Origin of the sequence: Yoonia sp. 2307UL14-13 (assembly GCF_037572755.1) — a bacterium.
In the GTDB taxonomy this organism is placed as follows: Bacteria; Pseudomonadota; Alphaproteobacteria; order Rhodobacterales; family Rhodobacteraceae; genus Yoonia.
This window is the reverse complement of sequence record NZ_JBBIFZ010000003.1, coordinates 332467-354572: the sequence shown is the minus strand read 5'-3', so window position 1 is coordinate 354572 and position 22106 is coordinate 332467. Positions and strand designations below refer to the sequence as shown.

The window sequence follows — 22106 nt, the reverse complement described above, 5'->3', positions numbered from 1 at the left end:
TTAATACAGCGCTCGGGGTGTTAGCCAAATCTTAAGGTTCTTAACGCGCGGCTGATTTGGTGATGATATCGCCCGTATCACGGCCTGGCCAGCCACCCGCGGCGGCCCGGGCTGCGCCACCGACAACGATCAACCCCTCACTGACGGCCCGCGCGACGGCGTGTGTTGTATTCATTGCGCCCAGTTTGAACCGGGCGCTTTCGATGTAGGCGCGCAGGGTATGTTCCGAAATGCTCAGCAGATCGGCGACCTGTCCACGGCCATAACCCATGGCGAGATATGTCAACGCATCCACCTCACGCGGGGAAAGTGACCGAACCAGCGGTTCGGGTCTGCGATCGTTCTCGATATCCAGCGCCTTCTGGTTCAGATAATGGGCGATCAGGATCCAGTCTCGTTGATGCTCTGTCGTGATCTTGGTCCAGGTGTCGTCATCAGTGGAATGCGATGCGGTGAACAGCGCCAACTGACCGTTCGGCCCCCGGATCGGGATTGAATACCCCTGATTTCCGACCCCATAGGCAATCGCATCCTCACGAAACAGCGCAGCCGCTTTCGATGACCAATCCAGCCTCCGCCAATCGGTGGGGTGGAATCGTTGGAAACATCCGGTGATCACCGGATCGACACGCAGATAATCCTTGTCGCTATAGTGCTGCGCCCAAGCCGGATCATAGGTGCCAAATCCATATTGCTCCCCGTCGGCGCTGATCCAGTGATAGACCACATGGTCGATCTCATAATGATCACGCAGCCCGACGATCAGGCCTTGGATTTGTTCAAGCGCGTCTGCTTGCTCCAGCGCTTGTAAGAATTGGTCGAGCTCCAATATGCGTACTCCGGGTCATTTGACACGGACTATCACCCACGGCCCTAACCTCTGCCGACGCGACAAGTGCCGCATCGTCCAGCTGAGCTGCCAAAAGTGGCAGATCATTCTGTTTCGCAAAGGATTTCAGATCGGCAAGAACGTCGATGATCCATTCATGTCCCATTACTAGTCTCTCTATTTACGATTAACGAAGTGTTAACAACCCATAGTGGCATTTCGATGATGAAATACTTCGCAAGGTGCGCAAACTCCCCAATTCTGGGGAGGCAAAAACAAAAGGCCCGGCGCATGCCAGGCCCCTTGTATGTCATGGATTAATCAGGCTCACCGTGACAGCGACGCCTCCAAAGTATCCTCGAACGTGCGCAGCCCAAGTTTGGGCGCCTGCACCAAAACCGACATGTTCCCCGGCTTGTGCTCGTTCTTACGCATCTTGGTGTGGGCATCCGGAATCTCGGCCCAGGTCAGGCATTCCGACATGCAAGGGTCCAGCCGCTGCTCCAACATCAGGTCATTGGCAGCACTCGCCTGACGCAGGTTGGCGAAATGGCTGCCCTGCAAACGCTTTTGGTGCATCCACATGTAACGAGCGTCCATGGTCAGATTATAACCGGTCGTACCCGCACAGATTACGACCATCCCGCCACGCTTCACCACAAAGGTCGACACCGGGAACGTCGCCTCACCAGGATGTTCGAACACCATATCGACATTGTTGCCCTTGCCGGTGATATCCCAGATCGCCTTGCCGAACTTGCGGACCTCGCCGAACCATTCCTTGTATTCGGGCGTGTTTACCGTTGGCATCTGTCCCCAGCAGTTGAAATCCTTCCGGTTCAGCACGCCCTTGGCACCCAGGCTCATGACAAACTCGCGCTTGTCCTCGTCCGAGATCACGCCAATGGCATTGGCACCTGCCGTATTGATCAACTGGATCGCATAGGACCCCAGACCGCCCGAAGCGCCCCAGACCAGCACATTCTGGCCCGGCTTCAATTCATGCGGGTGATGGCCAAACAGCATCCGGTAGGCCGTGGCAAGCGTCAGCGTATAGCATGCCGCCTCTTCCCACGCTAGGTGCTGCGGGCGCGGCATCAGCTGCTGGGACTGCACGCAAGTGAACTGCGCGAAGGAACCATCGGGCGTTTCATACCCCCAGATCCGCTGGCTTGGCGAATACATCGGATCACCGCCATTGCAGTGCTCATCATCGCCGTCATCCTGGTTGCAGTGAATGACAACCTCATCGCCGACCTTCCAGCGCTTGACCTTGTCGCCCACGGCCCAGACGATGCCGGACGCATCGGAACCAGCAATATGATAGTCGGCGCCATGCACGTCAAACGGGCTGATCGGCACGCCAAGGCCCGCCCAGACGCCGTTGTAATTCACACCGGCGGCCATGACCAAAACCAGCACTTCATTGCTGTCGGGCTTGGGGCAATCCACGACCTCTTGCGCGAATGCCTGATCAGGCTCACCGTGACGCTCGCGCCGGATCGTCCAGGCGTGCATTTGCGCAGGCACATGGCCCAAGGGCGGCATTTCGCCCACATCATACAGGTCTTTTTGCGGGGCGTTATAGCTTGCCGCGGGGGAGGATTGGTCAAGGGCCATTGCAGTCTCCATCGCTTGAGTTCCCATCATTTGCCGCACCGCAGAATCGGGCGATTGGCAAATGGATACAAGACGGCAAGGTAATTATGCAACCCAACTGATACCTTTTTTGTAATTAAATTACCTCGCAAGCGCAGCGTCAGGTGCCGGTTTTTGCTGCAACTGCATCGAAATGATGCACGATCGAGTTCGCATAATAGCGTAAAACGTCCTCACCGCCCGAACCGGGGCAAAGGCCGTGATCATCGGTGATCAGTCCGCGCACCGTCAGGTCGGCCACTGCTTCGTTCACCACATCCTTCGCATCACGACGCGGGACAGGTAGGCCCCGTGCGCGCAGGTCGGCGATGTCCTCTGCCACCGCCGCATTCAAATCATCAAACGAAACAGGGCCATTCTCCAGCACATGTTTCGCCACCAGCGGCACACCCAGAACCGGAACGACCCCACGAATACGCTCCATCAGCACCGCAGCCACACGATCGGTCATGTCCTCACCCGGAGCGAACCAGGATAACTCCACCGGCGACCCAAAACTGACCGAGGCCGTCCCGAACCCCTTGAACCGCCGCGTAATCCGGTCCCAAAGATGCCCCCCAAGACCGCGCAATACCGTCCAAAGCGGCGGGCGGAACCGACGTCGGCCCGATTTATCTGCCGCGATGAGAAACCGATCCTCCAGCACACGATCGTAATTCAACGCGACAGGGACAAAGATCACCTCGCGCTTTTCCGGGTCGTAATCGTCGATGATATAACTCAGCAAACCCAGCTTGGGCGGCGCGGTCGCCCCGGTCAGGCTCAGCCCGCCCTCGGGGAACATCGCCTGTGTCACGCCACCGCGCGTGGCCATCTGTACATAACGGGCCAATACCTTGCGATACAGCGCGCCCCGCGACCGTCGCCGTATAAAGTACGCGCCCATCGCCCGAATAATGCTCGACAGCGGCCAAACCCGCGCCCATTCACCCACGGCATAGGACAAGGTACTCGCATTCGCGGCCAGATAGGTGACCAGCACATAATCCATATTGCTGCGATGGTTCATTACGAACACGACCGTCGCATCCGGGTCGATCTCGGCCAATCGCCCCCGATCGAACGTGCCGACCCGGACCCGGTACAATGATTTCGAAAGCCACCGGGCAAACCGAATGCCGACGCTGAAATAGGCCGTCGCCGAAAACGAAGGCACGATTTCACGGGCATAACGCTGCGCCATCTCGAATGCTACGTTTTCGGGCACGCCCTCCTTCTTCGCATGATCTACGATCGCCTGCGTCACCTCGGGATCATAGATCAGCCGCTGAATCATGTCGTAACGACGCGCCAGCTTGAACGGCTCGACCGGGCGCTGCAGGCGTTCGTTCATCTGCGCGATCACCCGCTCGGCCCGTTTGCGAAAAAACCAGCGGACCGACGGGAACAAGAAATGCGACGCAAAGGTCACGGCAGCGAACAGGACAATCAAAACAAATGCCCAAAGCGGCATGGAAACAGTCTGCGTCATGCATGAACCGTGACAGGGAACCGCAAAATGGTAAATCCCGTCATGCCGCAACGCAGCGAATTGACAGCGCCACAAAGTGTCCGATAGAAACCAACAAACGAAATTTAATTTCGCATCGTGATTCCGGAGGCCCGACATGTCGCACCCGCAGAAAGATCGCCCTTGGCTGTTCCGCACCTACGCGGGCCATTCGACCGCGGCGGCGTCCAACGCGCTTTATCGGGGCAACCTCGCCAAAGGGCAGACCGGGCTCTCCGTCGCCTTCGACCTGCCGACGCAAACCGGATATGACAGCGACCATGTGCTGGCCAAGGGTGAGGTCGGCAAGGTCGGCGTACCCGTCAGCCATCTGGGTGACATGCGGACGCTGTTCGACGATATCCCGCTCGACCAGATGAACACGTCGATGACGATCAACGCGACAGCCCCATGGCTCCTATCGCTCTATATCGCAGTGGCCGAGGAGCAGGGCGCCGATATCAGCGCCCTGCAAGGGACAGTGCAAAACGACATCATCAAGGAATACCTGTCGCGCGGCACCTATATTTGCCCGCCTGAACCGTCCCTGCGGATGATCACCGATGTCGCGGCCTATACCCGCGAACATCTCCCTAAATGGAACCCGATGAATGTGTGTTCCTATCACCTGCAAGAGGCCGGGGCGACACCCGAGGAGGAATTGGCATTCGCATTGGCGACAGCAACCGCAGTGCTGGACGACCTCAAAAACAAAGTCCCAGCCGACAATTTCCCCGCGATGGTCGGGCGCATCTCTTTCTTCGTAAATGCCGGTATTCGCTTTGTCACCGAGCTTTGCAAAATGCGGGCATTCGTCGAATTATGGGACGAGATTTGCGAAAAACGCTACGGCGTCCAAGACCCCAAATACCGCCGTTTTAGGTACGGCGTGCAGGTCAATTCGCTGGGATTGACCGAACAACAACCCGAAAACAACGTCTATCGCATTCTTCTGGAAACACTTGCAGTAACGCTTTCCAAAAAGGCCCGCGCGCGCGCCGTGCAATTACCGGCCTGGAACGAAGCACTAGGATTGCCGCGCCCGTGGGATCAGCAATGGTCGCTTCGGATGCAACAAATACTGGCTTACGAAACCGACCTTCTCGAATACGAAGACCTGTTTGACGGAAATCCTGCCGTCGAACGAAAAGTCAGCGCGCTGAAAGAAGGCGCGCGTGCCGAATTGGCACAAATCGACGATATGGGTGGGGCTGTCGGCGCGATCGCCTACATGAAATCGCGATTGGTCGAAAGCAACGCAGATCGTATCCGCAATATCGAAAGCGGCGATACGACGGTCGTCGGCGTGAACAAATGGCAAGCGGGCGAGGCATCACCGCTCACCTCAGGTGACGACGCGATCATGGTCGCGGACCCCAAGGCCGAGGCCGATCAACTCCGCCGCCTGCACGAATGGAAGGCCGGACGCGATGATGCAGCCGTCAAACAAGCACTCGCCGATTTACGCACCGCCGCCAAAGACGGAACAAACATCATGCCCGCCTCGATCGCTTGTGCCCGCGCGGGTGTGACGACAGGCGAATGGGCCGACGTGATCCGTGCCGTCTTCGGCCAATATCGCGCACCGACAGGGGTCAGCAGCAACCCGTCGAACCGGACCGAAGGTCTCGATGATCTGCGCGAACAGGTCGATCTTGTCAGTACCGCACTTGGCCGCCGTCTCAAATTCCTTGTCGGCAAACCCGGACTCGACGGACATTCCAACGGTGCCGAACAGATCGCGGCGCGCGCGCGCGATTGCGGCATCGATATCTCATACGAAGGAATTCGTCTTACTCCCGACGAAATCGTCGAAGCAGCGCGAAATGACCAAGCTCATGTGATCGGGCTTTCCATTCTTTCGGGTTCACATATCCCGCTATTGCGCGACGTCATGACCAAATTGAAAGCGGCGGGCCTCGATCATATTCCGGTAATTGCCGGCGGTATCATCCCCGAAGATGATGCGGCGGAATTACGCGCAATAGGCGTTGCCAAGGTCTATACGCCCAAGGATTTCGAGCTGAATAAAATCATGGGCGATATCATTACTTTGGTCGATCCGCGTTCTGTCGCAGCGGAATAGTTGTACATTCCCCCGTTTCTTGTACTTTAAGGCAGCTTAGCAGGCTTTTTGACTGCGCATCCTTGCGATTACTGCTATTTCGCCCCCACCTTTTGAAACGGAGATACAAATGAAACCCGACCTCAAATCCATGACGCGCAAAGAGCTGGAAAAGCTGCGCGCGGATGTGGACAAGGCCCTGTCAAAAGTGGCCAATAAGGAAAAGAAAGCAGCACTCGCCGCAGCGCAAAAGGCCGCTGCAGCGCATGGTTTCGATCTGACTGAAATCCTGGGCGAAGACAGCGCTCCGAAGAAAACCCGCAAGAAAAGTGTCGGACCCAAAAAGCCCGGCGTGCCGAAATACCGTAACCCCGATGACAATGACCAAACGTGGACCGGCAAGGGCCGCCAGCCAGACTGGTTCAAAAAAGCGCTGGCAGCAGGCAAAACGCCCGAAGCGATGGAAATCCCAAGCTAAGGTTAAGCCCCCTTTCGGTTTGTGGCCGCAACGCTAAACTGCGGACAAATCGAAAGGGCCTCTTATGACAATCCACATCGGCGCCAAAAAAGGTGATATCGCCCCGACCGTCCTGATGCCGGGCGATCCCTATCGCGCCAAATGGGCCGCCGAGACGTTCCTAACCGACACACACTGCATCAACGAGGTGCGCGGCATGCTCGGCTTTACCGGCACCTGGAACGGCCATCCGGTCACGATCCAGGGCTCCGGCATGGGGATGCCGTCCCTGTCGATCTACGCCAATGAATTGATCAAGGACTACAACGCACAGACCCTCATCCGCATCGGGTCCTGCGGCGGCATGCAAGACCATGTCAAAATCCGCGATGTGATCCTAGCCATGACCGCCTCGACCCTCTCGACCCCATCACGCGGCATTTTCAAGGAACTCAACTTCGCCCCCTGCGCCGATTACGGTCTGCTCTCAGCCGCCCATGCAGCAGCCGAAGCAAAGAACGTGCCCACCCATGTCGGCGGCATCTATTCATCGGACGTCTTCTATGACGAACGGCCCGACCTGAACGAACAGATGGTCCGGCACGGCATTCTGGGGGTCGAGATGGAGGCGGCAGAACTCTACAACCTCGCCGCCCGGCACAAGCGACGCGCCCTGGCGGTGCTGACGGTCAGCGACCACCTGTTAACGCACGAGGCGCTGCCATCCGAAGACCGGGAACGGTCCTTCGGAGACATGGTCGAAATCGCCCTGCAGGCGGCTTTCGCATGAAACAACGGCAACTCGGTGCCGGTGGCCCACAGGTTGGGGCCATCGGTTTCGGCTGCATGTCGCTCAGCGGTTTTTCCGGCGCCACGACCGAAGCGGAAAGTTTCGCCGCCCTCGATCAGGCATGGGATCAAGGCATCACCCACATGGACGCCGCCAATGTCTATGGCCCCCACATCGCCGAACAGGTGCTGGGCCGCTGGATCACCGACCGCAAGCTGACGCCAAGCATCGCCACCAAGGCCGGCATCCAGCGCAATCCCGACCACCCCGTGAACAACGATCCTGATTATCTTGAGGCCGAACTCGACGGCTCCTTCAAACGGCTTGGTGTGGACCATGTTGACCTGTTCTATATCCATCGCCGCGAACAGGCCGTCCCGATCGCCGACGTCGCCGGACGCATGGGTGACCTGATCGCCAAAGGCAAAATCGGCGGCTGGGGCCTGTCCGAGGTCTCACCAACTACCCTCCGCAAAGCCCATGCGGAAACCCCGGTCCGCGCCGTCCAAAACGAATACTCGCTCTGGACCCGGCAACCCGAACTTGGGCTTTTGCAAGAATGCAAACGGCTCGGCAGCACCTTCGTCGCCTTCTCCCCCCTCGCACGCGGGGTCTTTGGCCGATACATCATCGACCCAGCCAGCCCTGATTTCGGCGGCTTCCGCGAACAGATGCCTCGGTTCCAAGGAGACAACTGGACCCATAACCGCCAGACAGCCACCCAATTCCAATCACTGGCCCAGGCGCACAACGTCAGCACCCCGGCGCTCGCGCTCGCATGGGTGCTCGCCCAAGGCGACCACATCATCCCCATCCCCGGCAGCCGCACGGCCGATCACGTCCGCGATTGGGCGCAGGCCGACAGCATCGCGATGACCGATGAGCTAAAGGCAGCCATCGATGCAATCCTCCCCGTCGGCTGGGCGTGGGGCGATCGCTATAGCGAGGCGCAGTCGCAAGCGCCCGAGCGTTATTGCTAGATGCAGGGTGACGGCTTTTTCGACGCAGATGTCTCCAAGACCTACGACCGCGACCATGGCGATCAGCCGCCCGAGCAAATCGCAAAAACGGTTGATCTGCTAAGCGAGCTCGCAGGTGATGGCCCCATCCTCGAATTCGCGATCGGCACAGGCCGCATTGCCCTTCCTCTCGCCGCGCGCGGTCATCTCGTCAAGGGGATCGAAATGTCAAACGCGATGGTGAGTGAGTTGCGGAAAAAGGAAACTGGTCTGCCGCTTGATATCGCAATCGGTGACATGACGACCACGCGAGTCGATGGCACTTTTGCGCTGGTCTACTTGATCTTCAACACAATCGATAATCTGACCATGCAAGAGGCGCAGATCGCATGCTTCGAAAACGCCGCCCGGCATCTCACTCCGGGCGGGCGGTTCCTGATCGAAACGCAGGTTCCGTTGATCCAAAAGGTCCCTTTTGGTCAAACCAGACACGCCTTTGCGTGCGACGCAGACCATTTCGGCGTGGATGACATCGACATCGTCACACAAAACTACACGTCCAACCACGTCTGGATGGATGGGGACACGCACACATATTTCAGCCTACCGCTTCGCTACGCTTGGCCGTCTGAAATGGACCTGATGGCGCGCATCGCAGGCATAGAGTTTGAAAACCGATGGGGCGACTGGGACAAAACGCCCTTCACCCGGCGCAGCACCTCTCACATCTCAGTCTGGCGCAAGCCTTAGACGACCCGCTCGACCATCATCTTCTTGATATGCGCAATCGCTTTGGCCGGGTTAAGCCCCTTCGGGCAAGTCTTCGCGCAGTTCATGATCGTGTGGCAGCGATACAGTTTGAACGGATCTTCCAGATCATCCAACCGCTCCCCGGTCGCCTCATCACGCGAGTCGATGATCCAGCGATAGGCATGCAGCAGCGCGGCAGGCCCCAAATAGCGATCACCATTCCACCAGTAAGACGGACACGACGTCGAACAGGACGCGCACATCACGCATTCGTACAGACCATCCAGCTTCTTACGATCCTCGATCGACTGCTTCCACTCTTTCGCCGGGCGGTTCGTCTTGGTTTCAAGCCACGGCATGATGCTGGCATGCTGGGCATAGAAATGGGTCAGGTCCGGGATGAGGTCCTTGACCACCGGCATATGCGGCAAGGGATAGATTTTGATATCGCCCTTGATCTCGTCCAGCCCATAAATGCAGGCCAGCGTATTGATCCCGTCGATATTCATCGCGCACGATCCGCAAATCCCCTCACGGCACGATCGGCGGAAGGTGAGGGTCGGGTCGATCTCGTTCTTGATCTTGATCAGCGCATCCAGAACCATCGGGCCGCAGGTATCCATATCGACGAAATAAGTATCCAGCGACGGGTTCTTTCCATCATCCGGGTTCCACCGATAGATCTGCACCTTGCGCAGGTTTGTGGCACCCTCCGGCTTGGGCCAGGTCTTGCCCACCGTCATGCGGGAATTTTTGGGGAGGGTGAGTTGTACCATCTTCGCTTCCTCGATTAACTGCGGAGCCGCGCCGGCCGGATCGGCGGCTGCCCCGTCAATTCAAATACACAGCTTTCGTAAACTTCCAATGGGTCACGACCGCGCAGAAAGTCGCCGCTGACACCAATGCTGGCGCTGGCGAAAGGGCCGCCATCGCTGCTGGCCCCAAGGGTGATCCCGACATTCGGGGCCTGCGCAGCCTGCGCGCGCTCCTCGCAACGTTGCGCGGCCTGTTCAGGCGTCGGCGGACCGCAACTGGCCAACAACAGCATAAAAGGCAGCGCCAGATAACGCATCATCAAATCCCCAACACCAACCCGTTCAGCGTTTCATCCGCTGCGCATTGCACGGTCGCGGGGCGGCGGGCGATATCCAGGATCAGGCGGGTCGTCTCCGGGCCGGGCCCGACAACAGCCGCCTCGGCAATCTTGTACACTTCGGTGATCTCGGCATTGTCGATGATGCAATCGGTGATCGGTGCGGCATTCATGCCCGGAAACCGGCTGGATACCACCGTATTCACGACGCCTTTCGCCGTCTCGCGCGCGATCTGGTCAGCGCTCCCGCCATCCGCGCATCCAACCAGCGTCATCAATCCAACCACCAAGGCCACGAAACGCATCAGAAGGTCCTTTCTTTCGGTGCGATCTTGGCTTCACTGATACCACCATCCGCCTCGCCCGTCAGCGGCGCCGTGATGACCGGGCGATAGGTCAGCTTGACCTTGCCACCATCCACATGCGCGATGGTATGAACCCGCCACTTGTCATCGTCGCGTTCGGCGTAATCCTCATGCGCATGGGCACCGCGGCTTTCCTTGCGGGCCTCGGCACTAACGATCGTCGACAGCGCGTTGGGCATCAGGTTCGTCAGTTCCAGCGTCTCCATCAGGTCGCTGTTCCAGACAAGGCTGCGATCGGTAACCTTCAGATCGTCCATCTTATCGGCGATGGCGGTCATCTTCTTGACACCCTCACCCAGCGTCTTGTCGGTGCGGAACACCGCCGCATCTTCCTGCATCGCCTTCTGCATCTCCAACCGCAGCTCAGCCGTGCCAGTCGTGCCATCGGCATGGCGCAACCCGTCAAAGCGATCAAAACACGCATCAACGGACGCCTGATTGAGCGTCGGGTTCGCACCGTCCCGATCCACAACCTCACCGGCCCGAATGGCCGCAGCCCGTCCAAACACCACAAGGTCAATCAGCGAATTCGACCCAAGCCGGTTCGCCCCATGAACCGAGGCACAGCCGGCCTCACCCACAGCCATCAGACCCGGCACAACAGCATTCGGGTCCTTCTTGGTTGGGTTCAGCACCTCACCCATGTAATTCGTCGGGATGCCACCCATGTTGTAATGCACCGTTGGCAACACGGGAATCGGCTCTTTGGTGACATCAACACCAGCAAAGATACGCGCGCTTTCCGAAATCCCCGGCAGACGCTCGGCGAGGGCCTCTTTCGGCAGGTGGTTCAGGTTCAGGTGAATGTGATCACTGTTCGACCCCACACCGCGCCCTTCGCGGATTTCCATCGTCATACAGCGGCTGACATAATCGCGCGGGGCAAGGTCCTTATAGTTGGGCGCATAACGCTCCATGAACCGCTCGCCTTCGGCATTGGTCAGATAGCCACCCTCACCCCGAGCACCTTCGGTGATCAGACAGCCCGCACCGTAAATTCCCGTCGGGTGAAACTGCACGAACTCCATATCCTGCAGCGGCAACCCTTGCCGGGCGACCATACCACCGCCGTCACCGGTGCATGTATGGGCCGACGTGGCCGAGAAATAGGCACGGCCATAGCCACCCGTGGCCAGCACCACCATCTTCGCATTGAAGACATGCATCGTGCCATCATCCAGCTTCCACGCGATCACGCCCTGACAGATGCCGTCATCCGACATGATCAGGTCGAGCGCTAAATACTCGATATAGAACTCCGCCTGCTGTTTCAGCGACTGGCCGTAAAGCGTATGCAAGATCGCATGCCCGGTCCGGTCGGCCGCCGCACAGGTGCGCTGCACCGGCGGGCCCTCACCAAACTCGGTCGTATGGCCACCAAACGGGCGCTGGTAAATCTTGCCTTCTTCAGTCCGCGAAAACGGCACCCCATAATGCTCAAGCTCATAAACCGCCTTGGGCGCCTCGCGCGCCAGATACTCCATCGCATCCGTATCGCCCAACCAATCCGAGCCCTTCACCGTGTCATACATATGCCACTGCCAGTGATCCGGACCCATATTGGACAAGGACGCCGCAATCCCCCCCTGCGCCGCCACCGTATGCGACCGGGTTGGAAAAACCTTGGAAATGCAGGCCGTGCGCAATCCCTGCTCGGCCAGACCCAGCGTTGCGCGCAGGCCTGCACCACCCGCCCCCACGACAATCGCGTCATAGGTATGCGTTTCATATTCGTATGCTGCCATATTCAGGTTGCTCCGACGAATTAAAGGGCGATGCGGATGATCGCGAACACCGCGATCGCCGCCGCGGCGTAGGACAGGCAGATCATCCCGATGATCAGGGCCTTGCGGGCAAAGCCGTGCACATAATCCTCGATAAGGGTCTGCACGCCTTTGCGGAAATGAAGAAAGCCGACCAGAAGGGTCAAGGCGGCGATAATTGCCGGAAGGGGGCGCCGGTAATAGGCAATCACGTCTTCATAAGGCGATCCCAGAATTGCGCCGAAGGTAAAGATGAACAGCGGCACAAGACCCACCAACGCCACCGATGTCACCATCATATGCCAGTGATGATCCGTCCCCGTCTTGGCGGAGCCCAACCCGTCTGCACGCTTGCGATCTGTCAGAAATCTCATGATCCAACCCCTACAACACGATCGCGGTGAATATCGTAAACAGAACCGACGCGATGATCATCACCAGCCCCGCCGTCTCGGATTGTTCCACTTCCAGCATATGGCCGCTGTCCCAGATCAGGTGACGGATACCACCGAACATATGATACCAGGCGGCCCAGACCGATAGAAACAAGACCAGATCACCGAACCAACTGGTCACAAAACCGTTCGCGCGAGCAAACGCCTCTGGCCCGGTCGCGGCAGCAATGAACCACCAGACGATCATCAGCGCCGCGACGATCAGCGCGTTGCCCGTGATACGGACGAAAATCGAGGTCATCGAGGTGAGTTGCGGACGATAGATCGTCAAATGCGGAGACAGCGGGCGATCGCCCCGGTTCACATCGGCCATACACATTCCCTTCACTGGCATCCGTCGCGCGGCTCAGCGACGTCTTTTGACGTGTTGTGCACCATTCAGATGGCAGAGTCACGTAACGGGACGCGGTTGTGATGTGAAAAAATGCCGCGATCTTAAGGTTTTCGAACGGTTGTGATCACAGGAATTTTTCTTGTGATCACAAAAAGGCGTCAGCTTCCGATCAATCCCGCTGGCACGAAATCCGGCCGCTCGAAATCAGCCGCCGGGCCCTTGGCCACGGGGGTCAGCCATTTGAACTCGAACACCCGCTCATCCCCGTCAGCGACCGATGACACGACAAGGCACTGATACAGTTGTTTTGGCCCATCATAGATGTCCACATGCCCGCGCAAACGGTCCGATCCCTCCAGATCAAGGGCGAATCCCCCATCCCAGAACCTGCGAATGCGATAGGTATCATCCCCATCGTGAACGACCAGTCGGTCCTTGCGTTTCAATGCGGCTTTCCGCGCTTCTTCCAGACCCTGACGCACGGCTTCAGGCAAAAAAGTATACATCGTTAACCCCTCCAGATGAATCGAAGGATGACTCGAAAAGTGTAAATATCAAGTGACAAAATCCGCCGCAGCGCGGCGTTAAGCTTTGATACGAGGTCGCAAAACATGCGGCTTTGCGGCATCATACAAGGCCGAGTCAGGGAAACCATGCTGATCAGCCAAAGCAGGTCCCACGAGAATCAGTGCTGTCCGCGTGATCTTGGCCGCCCGTACCTTCTCGCGTACATCGGTCAACGTCCCGCGAATGATCATCTGATCCGGCCAGCCGACGCGATAAATCACCGCAACCGGGCAATCGGCCCCGTAGTACGGCACCAACTGCCGTTCAATCTCGCGCAAGGCCCGTATACCCAGATGAATGGCCAGCGTCGCACCTGACCGGGCAAAATTCTCCAGCGTCTCCCCGGCAGGCATTCCGGTCGATTTCATCGACATCCGCGTCAGCACAATCGACTGCGCCACCTCTGGCACGGTCAGCTCGGTGCCCAAAGCCGCCGCAGCAGCAGCATAGGCTGGCACACCCGGAATGATCTCGTAACCAATCTCATCCGCCTTCAGCCGCCGGATCTGCTCGGCAATCGCGCCATAAAGCGACGGATCGCCCGAATGCACCCGCGCGATATCCTGCCCTTTCGCATGGGCATCAGTGATCACGGCATGGGTCTCATCCAAGGTCATCGGCGCGGTATCCATCACGAGCGCCCCATCCGGTGCGCAGCCTACGACGTCCACTGGCACCAACGATCCAGCATACAAACACACCGGGCAGGCGCCAATCACCCGTGCCGCCTTCAGCGTCAAAAGCTCCGGATCGCCCGGCCCCGCACCAATAAAATAAACCGTCATACGTCCATCATCATCTTGCCAAAAATACTCCCGCCGGAGGCACCGGGACGGCGGGCGGGGCGATGCCGCAGGCGAGCGCCGACAGACGTCATCCCGCCAAATCCCCATCAATCTTCCGCGCATAACCACGCGGCGTATACATCCGCGGCCCATCGCCCAAACGCGCCAACCGCGAATGGGACGACCCGACCAGCACGACGGTCAGCATATCCACCTCATCCACCTCCAGCTCATCCAACCGGCGATACCGGACCTGCTCCTCCGGCCGACCCAATGACGAGGCCAACAACACCGGCGTCGCCTCCGGACGATGCTTCAACAAAATCTCGCGCGCCTCCGCCAACAATGTCCGGCGGCGCATCGAAACCGGATTATAGAACGCAATCACGAAATCCCCTTCCGCAGCCGCCCGCAACCGCTTCAAGATATCCTCCCGCGGCGTGAGCAAATCCGACAGCGATATGGCACAAAAATCATGCCCCAACGGCGCCCCAGCCCGTGCCGCGGCCCCCTGCAAGGCACTCACCCCCGGTGAGCACACCACCTCCACCCGGCGGGCCGCATCCGACACGCCCATCTCATCCGGCCGACGATCAAGCAACTCGAACACCAGCGCCCCCATCGCATAAATCCCGGCATCACCCGAACAAACCAGCGCAACGTTCTTGCCCTCACCCGCACGCTCCAGCGCATAGCGACAGCGATCCTCCTCCCCACCCAGCGGAAAATCGGCACGCGCCTTCCCCGCAGCCAAAGGGCCCAGCAAATCTATGTAAAGCCCATAGCCCACCAGCTCATCCGCCTCGGCAATCAGCCGGGACACCTCCGGCGTCCGCCACGCAGCCTGCCCCGGACCAATCCCAACAACCGACAAACGCCCCCGCGCCCGTCCGGGCATCTCGGTAATCAGGTCCGGCGACATCGCCAACGCGCATGTGGCATTCGCAGTTTTCCGTTTCTCGACAATCAAGCGCCCAGCATCACCGAAAGCAGCCAAAGCCGCACCCTCCGACACCCCGTGGCACCCAACCTCGGCAAAAACGACATCCGACGGATTGGCCAAACGGGACGTCTGCGCCTCCAATTCCTCGGCAGAAAACACCCGCAAAGGCACGCCCAACCGGCGGGCCACGACCTGCATCGCAGGCTCATCCGCCTTCAGATCCAGTGTGACGACGCAAGCCACCGACTCCCTTGCAGCATCAGCTTTGCGCAGGGTCGTCAGCACAAGGTTCCAAAGCTCCTCCGGGTCCGTATCGCGGGCACACCCCACGCCCACCGCAACCTCCTGACGATGGTAACTAATCCCAGAGGCTTCATCGCCGACCGGAGCTAGCGAAACACCCAAATGTGTATGCGGCAAACGACGCAAGCGCGTCGGCGGCGCTTGCTCGACATTGTCCAGCGCCATCACACCGGACAAGAAATCGAATTCCCCGCTGATCTGATACGGCGCGCCACTCAGCAGACCAGCCATGACCGCCTTCGCGTTCTCAGGATTGCGCACCCTGTATCCCGGCGGTGGCGCATCCAGCGCCACACCCTGCGCCACATCGCCCGCCGTCGTCACCGCAGCGACAGCCCCTAACGCCTCGGATATCTGCGCCGCCAACCGATTCGCCCCGCGATGTCCACCCAGCAATGGCACGACAACCGCACCATCATCCGACACCGACACCACAGGCGGTTCAACGGTCTTATCCGACAAAAGCGGCGCAACAGCCCGGATCAAAATCCCCGAGGCACACACCCCCACAATCGGTACACCCGCGGCGAACAAATCCCGCGCATGATCCAACGCATTGGGAAAGAACGCATCCGCCTGATCGACCCGGCCTTCGCGGCCATGGACAGCGGCAGTCAAAACCGCAGCCACCCGATGCGCTACAGGCTCACCCGAACGGGACAAGGCCAAAACAACAGGTTTCACAGCCACGGATCGGCCCCCTTCGTCAACAAAATCATCGAAAAATACGGGGCCGTCTGCGGCGCCTTTGCCAAAGGCAAAACCACCTCTTCCGGCAGGCTCGCCCGTTCCACGTAAACGGCCCTTTCTGTCAGCCCGAGCGCGTCGATCACCGCCCTGATCTTCGGCAAATGGCGCCCCACCTTCATGATGGCCACGCTCTCTGCCCCATCGATCCGGGCGCGCAACTCACCCTCTGGCAGCGGCCCCGGCAACACCGTCAGCCGTTCGTTCCGCGCCGCCAGTGGCATCCCCGCCCGCGCCGCACAGGCCGTGACCGAGCTCACACCGGGCACAACCTCAACCCGATACCGATCCGACAAACGGGCAAACAAATACATGAACGAACCGTAGAAAAACGGATCCCCCTCGCACAGACAAACAACATCGCGCCCTGCGTCCAACGCCTCTGCAATCCGCGCAGCACCCGCATCATAGGCTACCTGCGCTGGAGCGCGTTCAACGCTCATCGGCACAGCCATGACGATCTCTTCCGCATCCGGTGCGATCAAATCAGCCGCGATCCCGCGCGCAAAACTCTCGGCCCCCGCCAAGGTCGGATAGGCCACGACCGAGGCCCCCTCGATCAACCGCGCCGCCCTCAACGTGATCAAATCCGGCGCGCCCGGGCCGACACCGACGCCGTACAACACACCCGTCACCGCGCCCAAACCTCTTTTGGCCAAAAATATCCCCGCCGGAGGCATCCAATCATCGCTTCACGAGGCTCCATTGGGTCACTGGCATCAACGGTCGCCACCCCGTCAACCGACCAACGGGTTCCGCGCGATGAACGGACAATTTCACCAGATCACCACCATATTCCTTATACAGGGCGATCAGCTCCGCCTCGCTTTCCAACGTTACCGCGTTGGCCACCATCCGACCCAAAGGGCGCAACGCATCCCATGCCGCCTCAAACGTCTCACGGCTTAGCCCACCGCCGATGAAAATCGCATCCGGCGCATCCAGACCGTCCAGCGCGACAGGCACCTCACCATCCACCAATTCCAGCTTCGGCACGCCCAGCGCCAAGGCATTCGCCGCCGCCATCGCGCGCCTGTCCGCCCGCGGCTCGATCCCCACGGCACGGGCATAGCGCGCCGCGCGCATCCACTCGATCGCGACCGAACCACAGCCACAGCCGATATCCCACAAAAGCGCGCCGCGCATCGGCATCAGCTTGGCGACCGTTGCAGCGCGCACTTCTTGCTTGGTCATCGTGCCATCGGATTGAAACAGATTGTCCGCCAGCCCCGGCACGCGCGGCAAAAGGGCGGCATCGGGGGCGGCGATGCATTCCACCGCCAGCGTATTGAACGCAGGCACCACATGGTCCCAGCTTTCAGCCACCCCATCAAACCGGGCCTCATCCTTGCCGCCCATCGCGGCAAGCACCGTCATGTGCGACCCGCCAAAACCGCGTTCCGTCAGGAACCGCGCGATCTGCGCAGGTGTCTCTTCCCCGGTCGTCAACACCAGCAGCCTTGCATCGGGTTGGATAAAGGCGATCATCTGTTGAACCGGACGACCATGCACAGTAAGCGTCTCGACATCCGGCAGTGACCAGCCCATGCGCGCCGCCGCCAACTGAAACGCACTTAATTGCGGATGATAGACAATCTCGCCCGGATCAATGGCCCGCCCGATCCGCGCCCCGACCGAGTACCAAAGTGGATCGCCAGTAGCGAGCACGACAACCCGCCGCCCGCGCATCCCGTCAATCGTATCAATCAACGCATCAAACGGATGCGGCCAGGCCAACCGCTCAGCCGCCAGATCATCGGTCAACACGTGATGACGATCACCGCCGATAATGACGTCTGCAGCCTCAACAACAGCACGGGTCGCAGGCAACAGGCCCGCCATCCCATCCTCACCGATGCCGACGATATGCAGCCAGGGTTCAGACATCTTCGGGCAATCCTGCCGCCAAGGCATTCACTGCGGCCGAGGCCATCGCCGATCCACCACGTCGACCGCGCAGCGCGACAAACGCGCACCCTCTCGAATCGCGCGCCAATTCGGCCTTGCTTTCCGCCGCACCGACGAAACCCACCGGAAACCCCAGAATAACGGCTGGGCGCGGCCAACCCTGATCCAGCAATTCCAACAGATGAAACAGGGCTGTCGGCGCATTCCCAATCGCGACGACAGCACCGTCGATCCGGTCGCGCCACAACTCTACAGCCGCCGCTGACCGCGTGTTTGCAATGTCTTTCGCGCGTTCCGGCACGCCTTCATCATTCAAGGTCACAACAACCTCATTCTGCGCAGGCAGATACCGTCGGACAATCCCCGCCCCGACCATTTCGCAATCACACAGAACCGGTGCGCCAGCTTTCAACGCAGCATGGCCGACCATTGCCGCGCTTTCCGAAAACGCCAGCCGATCCGCGATCTCGACCATACCACAGGCATGGATCAACCGGGTCATCACCGGATGCATCACAGACGGAAACCGCTCCAACCGCGCCTCGGCCCGGACGGTGGCAAAGCTCTGCGCATAAATGGCTGCAGGGTCGGTCTCGTAAGGTCTCACGCCTTCGTCTTCCGCGCGCTTTCGGGACCATTGGGATGATCGGCATGAGGGTAGACCGCGTGATGGTGGTGGTGATCATGGTCGTGGTCATGCCCATGGTGATGATGATGGTGATCATGCTGCGCCTCCAACCGGCACATCCCGGTACAGAACGTATCGCATAACGCACAATCCGCCACATTCGATCCCGGCGCATGGGCGCCTTGGCCTTCGACATGGTGATGATGGCTTTCCTGCACCGCCCCAACCTCGGCCTCGAACCCCAGCACCTGCACGCGATACTTGCACAGCACACAGGTCGGCGGCGGGACCGCACCAAAGGCCGGATGCTTGCGATCCTCCACGCTGATATGGTGATGACCACCATCCTCCAACGCGAGAACCTGCTCACGATAGCCGCAAATCCCGCAATTCGGCGGCGGGCTGTCGCTATCCTGCTCCATGATCCGCTCGGCAAAGGTTTCCAGCACCTTGGGATGGTCCCCCAGATACCCCGCCTTCACGAACTGAATACCAGGATATTCAGCCGCAACCTGATCGGTAAACCCATAAATCCGGTCGATCAGAATACCCGAAAACAGGAAATACGGGAACACGATGACGCGCTTGTAAGGCAACCGCGCCACGTGCTGCAGACAAGGCTCGACAAGCGGGAAGGTCACGCCGGAATAACCTACCTCGCACCAGCCAAAGCCCATGCCTTCCTGCAGCATCCGGGCAATCTTGGACACATTGCCATTCGCATCCGGGTCAGAGGCACCGCGCCCGATGACCACCAGACAAGTCTCAACCAACGGCATCTCACCCAACTCAGCATTGGCCTGATCCACGGCTCCCTGAATACGGCCCGCGGCAGCGGCGATCATCTTGGGATCGACCCCTAATTCCCGGCCATAAGACACCTGCATCCCATGTTTCGCCGCATAGCTGTTCAGCACCGTCGGAATGTCGTTCTTCGCGTGCATGGCCGCGAACAACATCCCCGGTACCGCAAAAATCCTGTCACACCCGGCGTCCCTCAGCCGGTCCAAGCCATCCCGGATCACCGGGTTGGCGAATTCCAGATAGCCATAATCCGTCACCCAATCAGGCGGCAAATACTCGGGCAGCTTCTCGGCCAGCACGGCAAACTCATCCACCGCCGACTGACTGCGCGAACCGTGGCCGCAGATCATCACACCCGTTTTCATGCAGCCTCCTCCTCAAGCTCTTCCTCTTCCAGCTCGGGATCCCTCTGCTTGCCCTTCAAGGCACCCCAGATCGCGGCCAGCCCGGCAAGGCCGATCGCGGCTCCCGCGACCCAATGGTCATGTCCGGCCAGCTCACCCCAATGGCCCGGATGCGCCACAGCAGCCGAGCCCGCAAAAACCATCATCAAGGAAAGCAAAACACGCATCGGGTCCTCCGTTTCAAAACACGACCAGAGGCCCGGGTGATCCGGGGTCACGACGACATGATGCTCAGGCCCCCTGCTTGGGTCGACCGCCGCACCACCAACCGCTCTGGCCACATGGGCTTCGTCCCGATGGGGTATAGGCGGCAACGGGATGGGGGGCAATCGGATATGACGTGAAGGCACGGATCGCAATCCGCTACAACACAGTCAAACTCTCTGAACGATCACCCAAGCGACGACGCAAAGCCGCGACATAATCGTTCAAAAGACGCACGCGCCGGGGGCGAAAGCTCTCGTTCAACGAACGCACGTCGTGGATATGCGTCACATGAAAAGACCGATAATCATCCCTCAACCGGCAATGCGCCAACAGCATCACCGAATGTTCAAAGTACAAAACAGCCAGAGGAAATATCCGGCGCCTCGTCACCACCCCTTTGCGATCCTCATAAGTGATGCGCAGCGCCCTTTCCTCCCAACACGCGGCACGAATGACGGACATATCGACGGTAGAGGCTTCATGTATCGTGAATCGGTAAACCTGGCTCACGGCGTGTAGCACGTCGCGCTGTTGGTTTTCCCGCAATGTCGCGGTGATTTTCGCCATCGCATCGCGGGCGGCACCGGCCAGCTGCGCGTCACCGCGATACTGCACGTCGGCCAAACCGATCGACAACGCTTCAGTTTCAAGCCGGGTGAGGGTCTGCGGGGGCAACGCGATGTCTTCGACCAACGTATAACCAACCCCTGGCTCCCCCTCGATCCGGGCTCCCACAACCCTAAGCGAGTCGATATCCCGATAGAGCGTCCGACAAGAGACCTCCAATCGCTCCGCCAAATCGGCCGCCTTCACCGGCTGCGGCATGGTTCGGAAAAGCTGCATGAGGCTGAAAAGGCGATCCGATTTGGCCATAAGTCACGTTAGCAGAAGACTACTGACAGGAAATGGCAACAGGGGTCGGCGATGATGTCGGCAATCGCAATGAAAGGACAAACCGATGATAACGCTCTACTATTCCCCAAATTCCCGCGCGACTGGAATCCTGAGCCTTTTGCGCCTCATGGGCAAGGAAACCGAGGTGGATATCGAAACGGTACACATCAAACGTCAGGGCGGTTTGGGGCAGGCCGACCCGAAAAACCCGCATCCCGAAGGGAAAGTGCCAACATTAAAGGTCGATGGCCGCCTCATCCGGGAACGCGGCGCGATCATGCTTTGGCTGACCGATCATTTCGACAGCCCCTTGGGGCGCGGTCCCGATGACCCCGCACGGGGCGCATACCTCAGCTGGTTGTTCTACTACGGCAACGTCGTGGAACCGATCCTCTACCTGACCTATCTGGACATCGCAGACAACGCGATGATCCATGATTGGTGCCGTGATCAGGCAACGATGTTCAGTGCGATCGAATCCGCACTTTCCGAATATGCGTTTCTGGTCGATGACACCTTCTCGGCAGCGGACCTGTTGGTCAGCGCACCATTCCAATGGTTTCCCGATCTCATCCCGGAAAATGGTCCGGTCCGTGAATGGTTCGAACGCTGCATGGCCGCCCAGGATACCGCATTCATCGAAGCCTACGATGCAGGCGCGATGAAACGGCTGGGGCTGCCAAGTCTCGCGGAAATTTATGAGGGCGCATGAATTCGGCAACGGTCGTCACCGACGGCGGGCCCTTCGACGTATCAAGAATATGACCAAAGCGGACTTTAAGCCGTGGGATTCACGCCCTTTAACTGTATGCCCAAGAATTTTTCCACCTTAGCGAGAATAAACGCCACCGCTGCTGCGTAACTCCACCACAAGGCGAGACAATGATGCCTTGGTTAAATTCAACGCA

Annotated in this window: 24 protein-coding genes; 6 read left to right on the top strand and 18 right to left on the bottom strand. The window is 59.3% G+C overall.

All coding sequences use genetic code 11. The features are described from left to right. Positions 1–40: 40 nt before the first annotated feature. From V8J85_RS11220 to V8J85_RS11210, 3 genes are all read right to left on the bottom strand, one after another. Positions 41–829 (bottom strand): helix-turn-helix transcriptional regulator, encoded by a 789-nt coding sequence (locus V8J85_RS11220; RefSeq protein WP_339953822.1) that lies wholly within the window; start codon positions 827–829, stop codon positions 41–43. 327 nt (positions 830–1156) lie between these two features. Then, positions 1157–2449 (bottom strand): crotonyl-CoA carboxylase/reductase, encoded by a 1293-nt coding sequence (gene ccrA, locus V8J85_RS11215; RefSeq protein WP_339953821.1) that lies wholly within the window; start codon positions 2447–2449, stop codon positions 1157–1159. 139 nt (positions 2450–2588) lie between these two features. Further along, entirely contained in the window at positions 2589–3959 is a 1371-nt protein-coding gene (locus tag V8J85_RS11210; protein WP_339953820.1) for a 1-acyl-sn-glycerol-3-phosphate acyltransferase, read from the bottom strand. Positions 3960–4095: 136 nt separating this feature from the next. Between V8J85_RS11210 and V8J85_RS11205 the strand changes: the two genes are divergently transcribed. From V8J85_RS11205 to V8J85_RS11185, 5 genes are all read left to right on the top strand, one after another. Continuing rightward, the gene (locus V8J85_RS11205) at positions 4096–6063 is read left to right on the top strand and encodes a protein meaA (RefSeq protein WP_339953819.1); all 1968 of its coding nucleotides are present in this window, start codon (positions 4096–4098) and stop codon (positions 6061–6063) included. 109 nt (positions 6064–6172) lie between these two features. After that, entirely contained in the window at positions 6173–6520 is a 348-nt protein-coding gene (locus V8J85_RS11200) for an H-NS histone family protein (protein WP_339953818.1), read from the top strand. A gap of 64 nt (positions 6521–6584) precedes the next feature. Beyond that, entirely contained in the window at positions 6585–7289 is a 705-nt protein-coding gene (gene deoD / locus V8J85_RS11195) for a purine-nucleoside phosphorylase (protein ID WP_339953817.1), read from the top strand. Then, positions 7286–8269, top strand: a complete 984-nt coding sequence (locus V8J85_RS11190) for an aldo/keto reductase (protein WP_339953816.1) — start codon at positions 7286–7288, stop codon at positions 8267–8269. The genes deoD and V8J85_RS11190 overlap by 4 nt, the downstream gene beginning before the upstream one ends. Beyond that, entirely contained in the window at positions 8270–8998 is a 729-nt protein-coding gene (locus V8J85_RS11185) for a class I SAM-dependent DNA methyltransferase (protein WP_339953815.1), read from the top strand. Here the strand turns inward: V8J85_RS11185 and V8J85_RS11180 are convergent. The 15 genes from V8J85_RS11180 to V8J85_RS11110 all read right to left on the bottom strand — a co-directional run bounded on the left by V8J85_RS11180 (position 8995) and on the right by V8J85_RS11110 (position 21177). Next, a complete protein-coding gene (locus V8J85_RS11180; RefSeq protein WP_339953814.1) occupies positions 8995–9774 on the bottom strand; it encodes a succinate dehydrogenase iron-sulfur subunit in 780 nt (259 codons plus the stop codon). The two genes, V8J85_RS11185 and V8J85_RS11180, sit on opposite strands and share 4 nt — an antisense overlap. 14 nt (positions 9775–9788) lie before the next feature. Beyond that, a complete protein-coding gene (locus V8J85_RS11175; RefSeq protein ID WP_339953813.1) occupies positions 9789–10073 on the bottom strand; it encodes a hypothetical protein in 285 nt (94 codons plus the stop codon). After that, positions 10073–10396, bottom strand: coding sequence for a succinate dehydrogenase (locus V8J85_RS11170; protein WP_339953812.1), 324 nt, complete (start codon positions 10394–10396; stop codon positions 10073–10075). Before V8J85_RS11170 ends, V8J85_RS11175 begins: the two co-directional genes overlap by 1 nt. Beyond that, positions 10396–12201 carry a succinate dehydrogenase flavoprotein subunit gene (gene sdhA / locus V8J85_RS11165; protein WP_339953811.1) on the bottom strand — a complete coding sequence of 602 codons (1806 nt, stop codon included), beginning with the start codon at positions 12199–12201 and terminating at the stop codon, positions 10396–10398. Before sdhA ends, V8J85_RS11170 begins: the two co-directional genes overlap by 1 nt. A gap of 20 nt (positions 12202–12221) precedes the next feature. Further along, positions 12222–12593, bottom strand: coding sequence for a succinate dehydrogenase, hydrophobic membrane anchor protein (sdhD, locus tag V8J85_RS11160; protein ID WP_339953810.1), 372 nt, complete (start codon positions 12591–12593; stop codon positions 12222–12224). Positions 12594–12603: 10 nt separating this feature from the next. Further along, positions 12604–12987, bottom strand: coding sequence for a succinate dehydrogenase, cytochrome b556 subunit (gene sdhC, locus V8J85_RS11155; RefSeq protein WP_339953809.1), 384 nt, complete (start codon positions 12985–12987; stop codon positions 12604–12606). Positions 12988–13166: 179 nt separating this feature from the next. After that, a complete protein-coding gene (locus tag V8J85_RS11150; protein ID WP_339953808.1) occupies positions 13167–13514 on the bottom strand; it encodes a hypothetical protein in 348 nt (115 codons plus the stop codon). A gap of 78 nt (positions 13515–13592) precedes the next feature. Next, the gene (gene cobM / locus V8J85_RS11145) at positions 13593–14360 is read right to left on the bottom strand and encodes a precorrin-4 C(11)-methyltransferase (RefSeq protein ID WP_339953807.1); all 768 of its coding nucleotides are present in this window, start codon (positions 14358–14360) and stop codon (positions 13593–13595) included. Between the two features lie 88 nt (positions 14361–14448). Further along, positions 14449–16296 (bottom strand): precorrin-3B C(17)-methyltransferase, encoded by a 1848-nt coding sequence (gene cobJ, locus V8J85_RS11140; protein WP_339953806.1) that lies wholly within the window; start codon positions 16294–16296, stop codon positions 14449–14451. Further along, entirely contained in the window at positions 16287–16988 is a 702-nt protein-coding gene (gene cobI, locus V8J85_RS11135; RefSeq protein WP_339953850.1) for a precorrin-2 C(20)-methyltransferase, read from the bottom strand. Before cobI ends, cobJ begins: the two co-directional genes overlap by 10 nt. Before the next feature lie 49 nt (positions 16989–17037). Then, positions 17038–18240 (bottom strand): precorrin-6y C5,15-methyltransferase (decarboxylating) subunit CbiE, encoded by a 1203-nt coding sequence (gene cbiE, locus V8J85_RS11130; RefSeq protein ID WP_339953805.1) that lies wholly within the window; start codon positions 18238–18240, stop codon positions 17038–17040. Next, positions 18233–18868 carry a precorrin-8X methylmutase gene (locus tag V8J85_RS11125; protein ID WP_339953804.1) on the bottom strand — a complete coding sequence of 212 codons (636 nt, stop codon included), beginning with the start codon at positions 18866–18868 and terminating at the stop codon, positions 18233–18235. Before V8J85_RS11125 ends, cbiE begins: the two co-directional genes overlap by 8 nt. Then, positions 18865–20058 carry a sirohydrochlorin chelatase gene (locus V8J85_RS11120; protein ID WP_339953803.1) on the bottom strand — a complete coding sequence of 398 codons (1194 nt, stop codon included), beginning with the start codon at positions 20056–20058 and terminating at the stop codon, positions 18865–18867. The genes V8J85_RS11125 and V8J85_RS11120 overlap by 4 nt, the downstream gene beginning before the upstream one ends. Next, positions 20055–20264 (bottom strand): DUF6732 family protein, encoded by a 210-nt coding sequence (locus tag V8J85_RS11115; RefSeq protein ID WP_339953802.1) that lies wholly within the window; start codon positions 20262–20264, stop codon positions 20055–20057. Before V8J85_RS11115 ends, V8J85_RS11120 begins: the two co-directional genes overlap by 4 nt. Before the next feature lie 196 nt (positions 20265–20460). Further along, on the bottom strand, positions 20461–21177 hold the full coding sequence (locus tag V8J85_RS11110; RefSeq protein ID WP_339953801.1) for a helix-turn-helix transcriptional regulator: 717 nt from the start codon (positions 21175–21177) through the stop codon (positions 20461–20463). Positions 21178–21262: 85 nt separating this feature from the next. Between V8J85_RS11110 and V8J85_RS11105 the strand changes: the two genes are divergently transcribed. Continuing rightward, the gene (locus V8J85_RS11105) at positions 21263–21910 is read left to right on the top strand and encodes a glutathione S-transferase family protein (protein ID WP_339953800.1); all 648 of its coding nucleotides are present in this window, start codon (positions 21263–21265) and stop codon (positions 21908–21910) included. Positions 21911–22106: the final 196 nt, after the last annotated feature.